The sequence below is a fragment of the Paractinoplanes bogorensis genome, assembly GCF_018829635.1.
GTDB classification, from domain to species: domain Bacteria; phylum Actinomycetota; class Actinomycetes; order Mycobacteriales; family Micromonosporaceae; genus Actinoplanes; species Actinoplanes bogorensis.
Genome location: NZ_JAHKKG010000006.1, coordinates 677,475 through 690,835, shown reverse-complemented (window position 1 = coordinate 690,835; position 13,361 = coordinate 677,475). Strand labels below are relative to the sequence as shown.

Here is a 13,361-nt window from a genome sequence, read left to right as displayed (position 1 = left end):
CCCTCCTCGTGTCAGGCAGCTCACAGCATCCTATCAACGATACGAGACGTATCGTTTAGGAAACACCACGGAGAGAGGCGAGAAACGATGGCTCGACTGGATGGCAGGACCGCGCTGGTGACCGGAGGCGCGAGCGGCATCGGGCGGCAGACCGCACTGCGCCTGGCCAGTGAGGGCGCGAACGTGGTCGTCGCCGACGTGCAGGACGAAGCGGGCGCCGAGGTGGCCACCGAGATCGAGAAGAACGGCGGCCGGTCGCTGTTCGTGCACCTCGACGTCACCGGCGAGGCCGCCTGGCAGCAGGCGATCGCGCAGGTCGGCACGACCTTCGGCGGGCTCGACATCCTGGTCAACAACGCCGGGCTGGGCCACGCCGAGACGCTCGAGGAGACGTCGCTGGCGCTCTACGAGAAGGTCGTCGCGGTCACCCAGACCAGCGTCTTCCTCGGCACCAGGGCCGCCGCCGAGCTGCTCAAGGCCTCGACCGCGGCGTCGGTGGTGAACATCAGCTCGATCTTCGGGGCGTCCGGCGGCTTCGGCACCTCGCCGGCCTATCACGCGGCCAAGGGCGCGGTCCGGACGCTGACCAAGAGCATCGCCGTGCAGTGGGCGCCGCTCGGCATCCGGGTCAACAGCGTGCACCCGGGCTTCATCGAGACCCCGATGATGGGCGACACCGACCAGGCCCCGTACGTGTCCACGACGCCCCTGGGCCGCGTCGGCCGCCCCGAGGAAGTGGCCGCCGCCATCGTGTTCCTGGCCGGCGACGACGCGTCCTTCATCACCGGCGCCGAACTGTTCGTCGACGGCGGTTACATCGCGCGCTAACCCATCGGGGTCAGCAGCGCCTCGTTGGCCAGGAACAGCGGGATCGCCCGGGCCGGCTGGGGAACGGCGTAGTGGAAGCCCATCCCCTGCCGGTAGCCCAGGTCGTGCAGCAGTTCGGCCTGGGCGGCGCTCTCCACGGCCTTGGCCACGGCCACGATGCCGAGCTCGCCGGCCAGCGCCGCCACCGCCCGGGCCACGGCGGCCTGCCGGGGCGAGGTGATGATCTGCTCGGTCATCGAGCCGTGCAGCTTGAGCACGTCGATCGGCGCGGTGGCCAGCGCGGGCAGCGAGCCCGGCCCCGAGCCGAAGTCGTCCAGCGACACCCGTACGCCCTGTTCCCGCACCGCCCGCAGGGTGTCCACCACGACGTGCTCGGCCAGCGCCTCCTCGGGCACCTCGATGATCAGCCGGGCCGGTTCGGCGACCGTGCGGGCCACCTCGTCGGCGAAGCTGGGCTCGCGCAGCTGGTGGGCGCTGACGTTGACGTACGTCTCGGGCCAGTCCGGTTCCTGCTGGCGGCACGCCTCGGCCAGCATCCAGCGGCCCAGCGGCACGATCAGGCCGCTGCGCTCGGCGACCGGGATGAAGTCGCCCGGCATGATCGGCCCGCGGGCCGGGTGCTGCCAGCGGGCGAGCGCCTCCAGACCGGTCAGGCGGCCCTCGCCCAGCTGCACGATCGGCTGGTAGACGAGTTCCAGCTGACCGCCCTGTACGGCCTCGTGCAGCCCCTCGAGCAGGGCGGCCTGGTCGAGGAAGCGGCGCTTCATACCCGACTCGTAGTGGGCCGGCCGTCCCTGGCGGCGGTCCTTGGCCCGGCGCAGAGCCATGTCGGCCTTGCCGAGCAGGGCTCCCCCGGTGTCGCCCGGAGCGCCGTGGGCCACGCCGATCCCGGCCCGGGCCGACACCGGTCGCCCGTCGGCGTCGATCGGACTGGCCAGCGAGACCTGGATCCGGTCGGCCAGATCCTCCAGCGCGGGCACCGTGATGTCCGGCGCGAGCACCGCGAACTGGTCACCGCCGAGCCGCCCGGCCACGTCGCCGTCCCGCACGGCGCCGCGCAGCAGGCCGGCCACGGCGGCCAGGATGCGGTCACCGGTGTCGTAGCCGAGCACGTCGTTCACCCCGGTGAAGTCGTCGAGCCCGACGACGAGCACGGCGGGCGGGTTGCCCCGCTGGTACGCGGCGGCCGCCTCGTCCACCCGACGCAGGAACGTCGCGCGGGACAGGACTCCGGTGAGCTGGTCGGTCTCTTCCACAGCGCGTAGTATCGCCCGCCCCCGCGGCAAGCCGACCCCATATTGACGACTGTCACTGGATGGGGTGATGATGGCTCCCGTCCCACGCGGCCGCACACCGGCCGATCCGTGGGCGGGTTGATGACTTTGTGGGGAGTCAGGCTCCGGCTCCCGCCTGCGCTCGGCCCCGCGGCGGCGTCCCCCGCCCCGAAGGACCCCGCGTATGTCCCCCGCATCGCTCGTCGTAGCCCTGGTTCTGGCCCTGCTGCCCGCTCCCGCGGAGGCAACAGCGCAGGTGGCGGCCAAGCCCGTGTACATCCCGGCCTCGTGGCAGAGCACCGGCGAGGTCCCGTGGAGTCAGGACCGTACGAGGGAATCGGCGAATTTTGTTCTTCTCTGGGGTGAGAAATCGGGCACCAACCCCACCGCCGCGCCCGCGCCCTACACCTTCGACCCGGCCGACATCCTCAACCAGCTCGAGTCGCTGTACACCTTCTACAACGACACCATGAAGTTCACCGTGACCGCGCAGTACAAGATCGACGTCATCGTCACCCAGACCTGGAACCGCACCGCGCTCGACGCCTGGGCCACCGGCGGCAGCGCGGAGGGCAAGGTCGGCGTCATCAACATCGCCCCCGCGGCCGCGCGACCCGGATCGTGGGGCCTGGCCCACGAGCTCGGCCACGTCTTCCAGAACCTGACGTTCCTCGGCCGCTCCGGCTACGGCTTCACCCACCCGTCGGCCGGCACGTTCTGGGAGGCCAGTGCCGAATACATGGCCATGCAGGTCTATCCGGACGGCGGCGCGGGCGACCTGACCCGCTTCCTGCGCACCGAGAACCTGGCGTACTCGTCCTCACGCCACCACTACGGCGCGTGGATGCTGATCCAGTATCTGGAGGACCGTCAGCCCGGCATCTTCACCCGCATGTGGGCCGACGCGCGCAGCACCGAGCACCCCCTGGAGACGTACCGACGCCTGGCCGGCCTCACCCAGACGGAGCTCAACAGCGTCCTCGCCGGTTACGCCCAGCGCCAGGTCACCTACGACTACAGCAACAAGATCCACTTCCAACCCTTCCTCAATTCCCTGTACGGCGGTGGCTTCGTCCGGGCCTACAACGGCGTCCCGGTCGAGGCCGTCAACCAGGCGGCCGGCCACTACGCGATTCCCGACGCGCTGGCGCCGTCCGACTACGGCTACAACAAGATCCGGCTCGTCCCGTCCTCCGACGGTGCCCTGGTCCGCCTGCACTTCAAGGGCCACACCGACAGCAACGCGTACGGTTTCGTCGCCCTCTCCGCGAACGGCACACCCCGCTACGGCCCGGTGTCGACCGCCCCCGACAGCCAGATCTCGTTCCAGCTTCAGCCCGGCGAGAAGGACCTCTACCTGGTCGTGCTGGGCGCGCCCCCGGCCATCCACAAGTACGCGTTCCTCGACGGATACACCAAGAACTTCCGTTTCCCGTACGAGTTCGGACTGGCCGGCGCCGTACCCTCCGGTTTCGAACCCGGCTACACGAAACCGGCCGCGACCGGGGGCGGCCACTGGCACACCAACGGCGGCGGCTGGGTCGACAACCGGGCGTCGGTGGCGTCCACCGCCTACGTGGGGCCGCGCGCCGCCGTATACGGCAACGCCACGGTCGGCGGCAACGCCCGGATCGAGGGCCTGGCCTGGGTGAACGCGGGTGCAACGGTGAGCGGCAACGCGGTCGTCAAGGACAACGCGATCGTCCAGGGTGGAGTGAACCTGTCCGGATCGGTCGTGGTGGGCGGAGACGCGGAGCCGGCCGGCGCCTGCGGCTCGGGCACCTACCTGCTGTTCAACCCCGACCGCGGATGCGACGGCCGGGGCGGCGAGACCGACGTCAACCCCGTGTACGCCCGCTTCTCCGACGCCGAGGTGGCGGTCACGTCTTCTTCCCCGACGCCCACCGCATCGCCGACGCCCACCGTGCCGGCGGGCCGTTCCTGCTCGGCCCGGCTGGCGATCACCGGCAGTTGGACCGGCGGCTTCCAGGGCGAGGTGACGGTGACCGCGGGCGCAACCGGGACGTCCGGCTGGACCGCCGCGTGGCCGCTGGCCTCGGACCAGCGCATCACCCAGTCGTGGGGCGCCGCGGTGACGACGACGGGCACCACGGCGTCGGCGACCAACGCGAGCTGGAACGGCGCCCTGGCTGCGGGCGCCACCACCACGTTCGGCTTCCTGGCCGAAGGCACAGCCACGACGCCGGCTCTGGCGTGCACCGCCACCTGACACCGGTAAATTCGGTCGCTTCGTGGGGGCGCCTCCGCGATGATTCCGTTGATGGGAGCCCTGGATTCGCACGCGGGCCGGGTGGCCGGCGGACAGACGGTCGAGTTCCGGCCCAGCGGTTCGTCGATGGTCCCGCTGATCCGTAGTCGTCAGCTGGTCACGGTCGCTCCGGTCGACCCGGCCAAGCTGGAAGCCGGCGACATAGTCCTGGTCCGCGTCGCCGGCACCACCTATCTGCACCTGGTCTCCGCCGTCGACGCCCCGGCCGGCCGCGTGCAGATCAGCAACAACCGGGGCCGCGTCAACGGCTGGACGAACTACGCCCGCGTCTACGGCATCTGCACTGCTGTCGATGGTGTACCGCGACCACGAACCGAGCACAAACGGCTCAGGCTGCCGGCATCGCCCGCGACGCCACGGTCACCAGACGAATGAGCTCACGCTGACCGGCCTCCGGCTCGAAAGCATCGACGTCGAGCGAGATCGCCACGGCCGACCGCTCGATCGGCCCGGTCAACGCCGCAATCGTTCGTCCGCTGCGCTCGACCATCACCACCGCCGCCGGCAGATATCCGGCCAGCAACTCCTTGAAGATCGTATGGTTCGACGACAGATATTGCCTAACCAGCGCGTCCACGAAAAGGGCGAAAGCCACCGGGTCGATCGCGTACTCGTCGGCCTCCAGGTCCACGACCCCGCACGGCAACTCCACCGTAGGCGCGAGCGCCTCGGTCATCCGGAAGAACAGCTGTGCCACCGTCGTAGCCGGATTCCACAGCGTCTGCCCCGTCGTCACATCGTCGAAGCACTGACTCACCGCGTCATGGTCGCAGCCGCCCCAAAGGCGCGACCATCAGATTCCATGCCGAACCCGCGAGCCTGATCGCGCCTCGCCGAACGCACGCATCTGCCGCTGAGTTTGCGAACCGAAGTCATCCGGCTTGGTGCTCCCATGGGCGCCGGCTGTCCGCTGCCCGGCCCGCGCCTGCCTTGCTCCGCCCGCATCCTGCTGATCCACCGTCGGCGCGTTGCCGAGCGATGCCGGCCCCGAGCCTGCGCAACGGCGGCTACGACTGTCCAGACAACGACCTCCACCCGCCGGAGACCAGCGTCGCCTCTCGGACTGACGGCGGCCCGACGGCCTTGCACAACCCAAGGTCTCACTAGTTGGGAGTATCGCAAGCCCAGCGAACGCCTTGATTCTTCAGCGGGAGGCGTCCGGATCTGCTGAGTTGAGTGCGCGTATTTTCCGGAGGTGGGCTCGTCGTTCGCGGGAAGATGACGGGGTGGCTCGATTTGCCGTTGCCGTTTTCGGAGAACGCTTTCCTCATGCGTGGCGGCACTGATGGCGGCGGCCGTGGAGAAGCTCGAGGACGGTGAGTACGAGCAGGTGTGGAGGCGTTTCCGACACGAGTTCGCGTTTCGACCCAGTATGGCAAGTCGCACCTGGCCGGCGATCAAGGAACCAGCCGACTCGGTTACGTGGAGCCTCGCAAGCCTCGACGACGACCCGGGCTACGCGAAGCTGGATGCCATGGTCGACGCCATCAATGACGGACTGTGGGCCTGCACGGCGACCGAGGGGACGCTGCTGATTCTGGATTGGCAGCACGACTGTTATCGGATCAGGCCGCACGCCATGACCGCCAAGGACGGACCGAGATGGCCAGCCAGCATGATGCCCGACGGCGACTACAACATTCACGTGGCCGAAGACTTTCGCTATGGCACTTTCGGCCATCCCTGGGAGAACTCGATTTGCGTAATGGGAGCGCCCTTGCTCCAGCGAGTCGCATCCAGCCTCGACGAGATACTGCTCAGGAGGGTTCGCGAAGGAGGTACGTCGGCTGTCACGACGTGACGTGAGCGAGCCACTCCCATATCCGGATCTGCCGCTGTCCGAGCGTCGACCGGTGAGCCAGCAAGCCCCGCGGACAGGTCTAACTTCCCGACTTCAGCCGGTGGGCGGGTTGCTCGCCGACACGTATGCCACGGCAAGAACGACACGTCCACCAGAAGTAGGTCATCAGACGTTGCACGCACCGCCACGGCCCCGCTCGTTGATCTCCCGAACGGCACGGGTCCTTGATGATTGCCGCGATCCGCTCGCCTCGGATCAGGCCTGCTCGTGAGCCATGTCGTCGATGATCCAGCGGAGTGCTGACACCGCGTTCGAGTACCGCAGGTACCGGGGATTCTGGTTCGACTTAGGTTCGCACTGTTCCCGCATGTGACGCAGTTGATCAATCATGTCCTGCAGGCGCTGTGCGCTTTGATCCTTGGTCAGCATGGGCTTGAGCCTGCTCTACAAACCAAGGGGTTCCGCAAGTGTTACCAGTCGAATGGCCGATGCCGTTTGGGCTGGAGCGACACCCTAACTGCTGCTGAGTTTGCGTAAGACCGAAGTCAGCCGGCCCGACGCTCCCTTGGCTCTGCCAGCGCCTTGAGCTTGGCGCGTCGCGGCTGGCCGTGTGCCTGCGCGACGGTGGCGCTGCCTCTTCGCCGAGACCGTTCACCCCCGGCTGCTTGACCGGCGCATGCCACGTCATCGCTCTACCGACTGCACCAACCAGCGTAAATAACCTGGTCCTGCTGTGCCGACTCCACCAGTGCCTGATCCACCACCCGACCGACGAGCGTGGTACTTCCCGCCGCCCGTGAGTACGGCCTCGGCGGGGCATCTCCGGAGCTTGGTTTTGCCTATGCTGTGCGGGCCTCAGCGGCCACCTCTCGTCTCAGGGATCGCATGGACACCGAGCTTCACGTCAGCTACCACGCCTTCGGCATCATCGACGACGATCTCGACTGGCCCCTGGATCCGCCGCCGTCGGGCAACGGGCTCATCCACCCGTTCCGGGGCGGTGCGTTCGTCTCGACCGGCATTCACAGTGGACGGATTGTTGTGCGGACGGGCGCCTTTGACGCGGCGCCTCCGGTGGATGCCGGGCACGGCTGGGAGAGCATTGTCGAAGTCAGTGTGAGCAGCCGGCGTGGGAAGCTGCGGGTTCGCTCCTATGACGACGACCCGGAAGGCACCACCCTCAGCACCGCCGGACGTGGCAGCTACCGCGTCCGGGCGTACGCGGCCGGCCGGGACACCGACATCGACGGCACCTCTCCGCTCGTCGAGACGTACCGGATCGAGGTGTGGCCGGCCGCTGCGACCACGTCGCTCGTTCTCCGCGCTGAGGACCGCTACGGAGAGCAGGTCATGCGCGAGATGAGCAGCGACGAGCCGAGCGACCCGCGCGACGGCCAGGCGATGAACGAGCCGGTCTTCTGACGGGAGCCCCGGGCGGTAGCCTCGCGGCGTGGACGGAACGCGGCCGCCGTACGCCTGGCGGGTGACCAAGTACGACCCGGCCGACCGGGACGCGCAGGGTCGCTACATCGGCGATGAGGACAGCGACAGCGATCACGGGCCGATCGAGGCGGCCTACCTGGCCACGGTGGCTGCCTTCGCCGCGGAGTCCGGCGTTGACGTGCTGCAGGTCCGGGAACCGTCGGTGCCGTCGGTCGTCGGCCTCGATCCGGGGCGTCTCGACGGTCTGGCCGAGCTGTTCGGCGGCGACCTGGACGGCTACCACGACGGCGCGCCGGTCGGCTTGGAAACCGCCTTGGAACTCGTACGTTCGATGCTTCGGGGCGACGGTGGCTGGTGCCGGCTCGAAGCGGGCGCCGACTTCCTGGTGCACGTCGGCTGGGACCAGTACATGTACGTCGGGAGTCACCGGGACTGCCCGGAAGCCACCGCGCCCGGCCGACGCCGCGTTCTGGGCCGAGCTGGGCCGCCTGATCGAGCAGCGGGGAGCGGTGCTTCTCGAGGAATGTCACGTGCAGAACGCCGCACGATGGCACCGGCTGACCGCTGAGTCGGTCGAGCCGGTCCGGGCGCGATTGGCCCCGCGCGCCCGGCTTCTGGTCTGGCCCGACCTCGACCCGGACGTGGCGGCCGTGCTCGGGTCGCTGCCGGGTGACGCGGTCACCGAACTCGTCGGGCTCGACCGCACCGGTGGGCTCACCAGTCGCATGCTCGACGAGGTCGGCGAAGCGGACGCCGGCGAGAGTCCTCCGCTGATGGCCGCCGTGCTGCCGGACCCGGACGGTGTGGTGCGTGCCCGCTGGGGTTTCTGAGCCGGTACGACGTACAGATGGCTCGATCTTCGAGTCGCGGTGATCGGCTCCGGCCTACGCTCAGGGCGCACCGGACTCACGGCGGGAGCGCGCTCATGTCACCGGAACGACGACGCCGAATCGCGCTGGACGGCGGCCTGGTGGTGGGGGTGGCCGCGGTCGTCTTCCTGTCCACCCGGAACTTCTCGGCGCCCTACTCCAACAAGACGCAGTCCCCGACGGCCCTGATGGTCACGCTGGTGGTGCTGATCGGGGGCCTGGCGCTCGGCACGGTGGTGCGCATCGCCTCCGGCCGCCGGGACTCGTTCCGCCAGTGGATCCACCGGTCGATGGCCGGTGCCCTGCTGCTGACCCCGGCCGCGATGGTGCTGACGAGAACGTATCTGGCCGTCGGCTGGGATTTCAGCGACTGCGGGACGCTTCTGTTCCCGCATCGCCCACCCGGCGCCGACCTGGTGGGTTTCCGTACGGCGTGTGACGTCGCCGCGGACAAACTCACTCTCCGGCTGCTGTTGTGGGTGGGGTTCGGGGTCCTGGTGGCGTACGGGTACGGGCTGTGGCTGAAGTACCGCAAGCGGTGGGCCCGGCGACGTCAGGCGGTCCGGTCCGCCACCGCCTGAGCGAGCGGCACCGGGAGCAGGCCGGCCTCGATGTCGGCGGCCGGTGCCGGGTGACCGAACAGGTAGCCCTGGGCCAGCGAGTACCCGGCCGCGTGCAGGCGGTGCGCCTGGTCCTCGGTCTCGACGCCCTCGGCCACCGCCTCGATGCGCAGGCCGTTGGTGAAACCGATCAGGTGCTCGACGATGACCGCGCCCGCGTGGTCGGCCGCGTCGCCGCTGACGAACGACTTGTCGACCTTGAGGACGTCGACCGGGACGGTGAGCAGCAGGCTCAGCGACGACTGGCCGGTGCCGAAGTCGTCCAGGGCCACCCGCAGACCCCGCTCGCGCAGTTCCCGGACGGCCTCCAGCGGGGCGCCCGCTTCCAGAACGGCGGTCTCCGTCACCTCGAGGAGGAGCGAGGCGCGGTCCACGCCCGTACGGGAAACAATGTCTTCGACCTCGCCCACGAAGCCGGGCTCGGCCAACTGGCGCGCGGACACGTTGATGCTGATCTTGGACGGGGCGTGCGGGCCGAAGCGCCGATGCCAGGCGGCGGCCTGACGGCAGGCGTTCTCGAGCACCCAGCGGCCGATCTCGACGATGCGGCCGTTGCGCTCCGCGAGGGGGATGAAGACGTCCGGCGAGACCAGGCCCAGCGTGGGGTGCTGCCAGCGCAGCAGCACCTCGACGCCGGTGGCACGGCCGCTGGGCAGTTCGACGATGGGCTGGTAGAGCAGGAACAGCTCGTCGCGGTCGAGGGCGGTGAGCAGGTCGGCGCTGAGCCGGGCGGTCCGCTGGGCCTGCTCGTCCATCGCGGCGTCGAACCAGTGCCGCCGGTCGCCGCCGCGGGCCTTGGCCTCGTACATGGCGACGTCGGCCCGGCGCAGCAGGTCGGAGCCGGCGTCCCCGGGGCGGGCGGTGGTCACGCCGATGCTGGCCACGCTGCGGACGGCGGCGCCCAGCCGGGGCGGTTCGCGCAGCTCGGTCAGCACCCGGTCGAGGATCTCCTCCACCCGTACGGCGGAGACGTCGCGCAGCACGATGGTGAATTCGTCGCCGCCGAGCCGGGCCACCATGCCCTCGCTGCCGACCGCGGCCCGCAGGCGCCGGCTGACCACGACCAGCAGGGAGTCGCCGGTGTGGTGGCCGAGCCGGTCGTTGACGCTTTTGAAGTCGTCCATGTCGAGCAGGGCCACGTGGAACGGCGTCCGGTTACCGAGCAGCACGTCGACGGTCTCCTCGAACAGCGCGCGGTTGCCGACACCGGTGAGCGAGTCGTGGGTGGCCTGGTGGGTCAGCTGGTCCTGGGTCTCGCGGAGCCGGGTCAGGCTGGTGTCCACAGTGCTCAGCAGGCGCCGGTTCTCGCGCAGCGCGTACACCTGGCGCAGCATGACCAGCACGGTGAGCAGGGCCGTGCTGATCCGTACGCCGGTGCTGTCGCCGGACGACAGCAGCAGCGCGTCCATGGCGACCACGGCCACGTAGGGCACCACGCTGATCCGCCGGGACCGGCGCGGAGCGGGGGCCCGGCCGCCGCTGCGCAGCTGGCGTCCGGCGGCCAGCACCACGCCGAGCGCCCCCACCGGCACCGCCACGAAGCTGCTGGAGAGGGTGGGGTGCTCGGCCAGGAACGGGGTGAGGCCACCGAAGGCGGCACTGATCGCACTGCCGGCCGACAGGATGTGCAGGGCGCGCCGGTCGAGCTGCCCGGCCCCGGCGAACGCGACCTTGACGAACGTGACCACGGCAACGAACCCGATCGAGACCATGGTGAGCACGGCACCGGCCGAACCGGACTCGGTGATCCACGTCTGGTGACCCCGGATCGAGAACTGCCAGACGAACGCGCCGCCGGCCACCAGCACGACGCACGAGTCGAGCAGGAAGCGCACCCAGTCGCCCCGGGTGCGCTGCCAGGACGGCAACCGCAGGAGCGCCCAGATCACCACGCCCATGGTGGCGAGGTACCAGAGCGTCGTGATCAGACCGATCCGCTGGGTGGGTTCCCCGGCGACCGCGTCCACCGTGTTCGAGATCGTGCCGACGACGTACAGGCCGCTGGCCAGGGTCAGATGCCACCAGAACCGCCGGGTCCCCCGGTCCAGCCCCGGCGAGCGGGAGACCTTCCAGCTCGCGTACGCCCCCAGGGCCGCACTCGCCGGGAGAGGCAGCCAGCCGAGGATCGGGTAGGACCACTCGTGGTGCAACCCGATCAGCAGCCAAGCGGCGTTGACCAGCAGGAGCAGCCCGCCGCTCAGGGCCAGGGCATGCCGCTTCCCGTACGCCAAGATGGTGTCCTCCGCTGTGCCGTGCCGACCGATCGGGTGGCCTCATCGGCCCGCCCGTCCCGATCTCAAGCGAAGTTCCTTGAAAGATCCGGCTTTCCCGGTAGCCTCGGCGTTTCCTCACGTACGCGGGGAGGCTGCCGATGTGCAGGGCCATGGACGGCCGCGGAACGGAGCCTGCATGAGAGATCTCGTACGCAGGCTCGATCCCGTGCTGGGCGCGCTGGCCGCGTTCAGCGCCGCGATCGTCGTGTGGTTCCTGGCCGGCCCGGGCGGCGCGACCACGTCGTGGGCCGTGCAGACCTGCCTCGACCTGCTGATCGCCGCGTTCTCGTGGCGCCTCGCGCGGGCCTCCGCCGGCCATCGGCACGCCCGCCGGTTCTGGCGCGCGGTGTTCATCACCGGCCTGCTGTGCGCGATCGGCGACGGCTACGAGACCGTCCTGGCGGTGCTGGGCCGGTCGGGCCACCAGCCGAGCCCGATCCAGACCGGGTTCGTGGTGCTCGGCATGCTCACCGCGATGATCACGATGCTGTTCCACCCGCTCGGCGGGACGGGCCGGCAGCGCCTGCGGCTGTGGCTGGACGCCGCCACCGTGCTGGCCGCGGTCATCGTCTTCCTCTGGTACTTCGTGCTGGCCGAGGTCGTGACCAGGGGCAACCGGACCGATCTGGTCGGCGCCGTGGCCACCTCGGCGGTCATGCTGCTGATCACCGTCGGCCTGCTCAAGCTGCTGCTGAGCGGCACCGCGCCGTTCGGCCGTGGTCCCGGCATCGTGGCCAGCATCGGCGTGGCCGGCACGGCGATCGCCGCCTCCACCGTGACCCTGCTGACCGGCACCGACGACCCCGGCGTCATCTACGTCTCCCAGCTCGTGCCGTGCCTGCTGATGCCGGTCGGCATGCGCTACCAGGAACTGCAGATGCGCCGCCGGGCCGCCGTGACCGGCCCCACCGAGCGGCGCCGGGCCAGCCGCCTCCCCTACGTGGCCGTCGCCGCCGTGCAGCTGCTGCTCGTCGCGGCCCTGGTCGACCACGGCAGCGACCTGCAGATCTGGGGTGTCGCGATCGGCGCGGTGGCGATCACCGCGCTGGTGCTGAGCCGGCAGAGCGCCGCCTTCACCGACAACGAGCGCCTGCTGACCGAGATCGACCGCAGCCGCGAATGGTTCCGGTCCCTCGTGCAGCACTCGTCCGACGTCACGCTGGTGGTCGGCGCCGGCGGCCGGGTCGACTTCGCCACCCCGGCCGTGCAGAAGGTGCTCGGCATCGACGCCGGCGACCTGGACGGCACCACGCTGGCCGACCGCATCCACCCCGACGACCGGCCGGCGCTGCGCGAGCTCATGCAGCGGCTGGCCGGGCGGCCCGGCACCGAGGGCGACGCCGAGGTGCGGGTGCAGCACACCGACGGCTCGTACCGGTGGCTGCAGGTCGTCGGCGTCGACCTGACCGGGAATCCCAGCGTCAACGCGATCGTCTTCAACGCCCACGACGTCACCGAGGCCCGGGCTCTGCACGACGAACTGCGCCACCAGGCCACCCACGACGCGCTGACCGGGCTGGCCAACCGCAGCCTGCTCGAGCAGCGGCTCTCGGCGGCCACCGCCGATCAGGTCAGCGTGCTGCTGATCGACCTCGACGGGTTCAAGCCGGTCAACGACCGGCACGGGCACCACGCGGGCGACCGGGTTCTGGTCGCGGTGGCCGAGCGCCTCGAGACCTGGACGGCGGAGAGCGGTCTGGCCGTACGCCTCGGCGGCGACGAGTTCGCGGTCCTGCTGCCCGGCACGGGTGCCACCGACGCGGCCGACCGGGCCGAACACATCGCGCTCGCCGTGGCCGAGCCGATCCGGCTGCCGGACGGCCAGCAGGTGCGGGTCGGAGCCAGCATCGGCGTGGCCACCGGCGCGCCCGGGGAGGGCGCCCGCCTGCTCCGCGACGCCGACGCGGCGATGTACCGGCGAAAGGCCCTCCGGCGGGAATCGCCGCTCGCGCGGGTCCGATAA

General features: G+C 70.2%; 13 protein-coding genes. 9 read left to right on the top strand and 4 right to left on the bottom strand.

Annotated elements, in window-relative coordinates; genetic code table 11:
• The first annotated feature begins 87 nt into the window (after positions 1-87).
• Positions 88-828, top strand: a complete 741-nt coding sequence (locus tag KOI35_RS22375; RefSeq protein WP_215789432.1) for an SDR family NAD(P)-dependent oxidoreductase — start codon at positions 88-90, stop codon at positions 826-828.
• Here the strand turns inward: KOI35_RS22375 and KOI35_RS22370 are convergent.
• Positions 825-2,084, bottom strand: coding sequence for a putative bifunctional diguanylate cyclase/phosphodiesterase (locus KOI35_RS22370; RefSeq protein WP_215789431.1), 1,260 nt, complete (start codon positions 2,082-2,084; stop codon positions 825-827). The genes KOI35_RS22375 and KOI35_RS22370 overlap by 4 nt on opposite strands.
• A gap of 202 nt (positions 2,085-2,286) precedes the next feature.
• On the opposite strand from KOI35_RS22370, the gene KOI35_RS22365 reads away from it, so the two are divergent.
• On the top strand, positions 2,287-4,332 hold the full coding sequence (locus KOI35_RS22365) for a DUF6055 domain-containing protein (RefSeq protein ID WP_246613462.1): 2,046 nt from the start codon (positions 2,287-2,289) through the stop codon (positions 4,330-4,332).
• 51 nt (positions 4,333-4,383) lie between these two features.
• Positions 4,384-4,767: a S24/S26 family peptidase gene (locus KOI35_RS22360; RefSeq protein ID WP_215789430.1), complete on the top strand. Its 384-nt coding sequence runs from the start codon at positions 4,384-4,386 to the stop codon at positions 4,765-4,767.
• Here the strand turns inward: KOI35_RS22360 and KOI35_RS22355 are convergent.
• A complete protein-coding gene (locus KOI35_RS22355; protein ID WP_308121122.1) occupies positions 4,721-5,089 on the bottom strand; it encodes a DUF6086 family protein in 369 nt (122 codons plus the stop codon). The genes KOI35_RS22360 and KOI35_RS22355 overlap by 47 nt on opposite strands.
• A 576-nt stretch (positions 5,090-5,665) precedes the next feature.
• Here KOI35_RS22355 and KOI35_RS22350 point away from each other — a divergent pair.
• On the top strand, positions 5,666-6,193 hold the full coding sequence (locus KOI35_RS22350; RefSeq protein WP_308121117.1) for a DUF2716 domain-containing protein: 528 nt from the start codon (positions 5,666-5,668) through the stop codon (positions 6,191-6,193).
• Between the two features lie 255 nt (positions 6,194-6,448).
• Here KOI35_RS22350 and KOI35_RS22345 read toward each other — a convergent pair whose 3' ends face one another.
• The gene (locus KOI35_RS22345) at positions 6,449-6,622 is read right to left on the bottom strand and encodes a hypothetical protein (protein ID WP_215789428.1); all 174 of its coding nucleotides are present in this window, start codon (positions 6,620-6,622) and stop codon (positions 6,449-6,451) included.
• A 456-nt stretch (positions 6,623-7,078) separates the two neighbouring features.
• Here KOI35_RS22345 and KOI35_RS22340 point away from each other — a divergent pair, with 456 nt between their 5' ends.
• From KOI35_RS22340 to KOI35_RS22325, 4 genes are all read left to right on the top strand, one after another.
• Positions 7,079-7,615, top strand: a complete 537-nt coding sequence (locus KOI35_RS22340) for a hypothetical protein (RefSeq protein WP_215789427.1) — start codon at positions 7,079-7,081, stop codon at positions 7,613-7,615.
• Between the two features lie 28 nt (positions 7,616-7,643).
• Positions 7,644-8,204 carry a hypothetical protein gene (locus tag KOI35_RS22335; protein ID WP_215789426.1) on the top strand — a complete coding sequence of 187 codons (561 nt, stop codon included), beginning with the start codon at positions 7,644-7,646 and terminating at the stop codon, positions 8,202-8,204.
• Entirely contained in the window at positions 8,167-8,466 is a 300-nt protein-coding gene (locus KOI35_RS22330; RefSeq protein WP_215789425.1) for a hypothetical protein, read from the top strand. The genes KOI35_RS22335 and KOI35_RS22330 overlap by 38 nt, the downstream gene beginning before the upstream one ends.
• Positions 8,467-8,561: 95 nt before the next feature.
• The gene (locus tag KOI35_RS22325) at positions 8,562-9,086 is read left to right on the top strand and encodes a hypothetical protein (protein WP_215789424.1); all 525 of its coding nucleotides are present in this window, start codon (positions 8,562-8,564) and stop codon (positions 9,084-9,086) included.
• Here the strand turns inward: KOI35_RS22325 and KOI35_RS22320 are convergent.
• Positions 9,059-11,356 (bottom strand): putative bifunctional diguanylate cyclase/phosphodiesterase, encoded by a 2,298-nt coding sequence (locus KOI35_RS22320; protein ID WP_246613461.1) that lies wholly within the window; start codon positions 11,354-11,356, stop codon positions 9,059-9,061. The genes KOI35_RS22325 and KOI35_RS22320 overlap by 28 nt on opposite strands.
• A gap of 178 nt (positions 11,357-11,534) precedes the next feature.
• Here KOI35_RS22320 and KOI35_RS22315 point away from each other — a divergent pair, with 178 nt between their 5' ends.
• Entirely contained in the window at positions 11,535-13,361 is a 1,827-nt protein-coding gene (locus KOI35_RS22315) for a diguanylate cyclase domain-containing protein (protein ID WP_215789423.1), read from the top strand.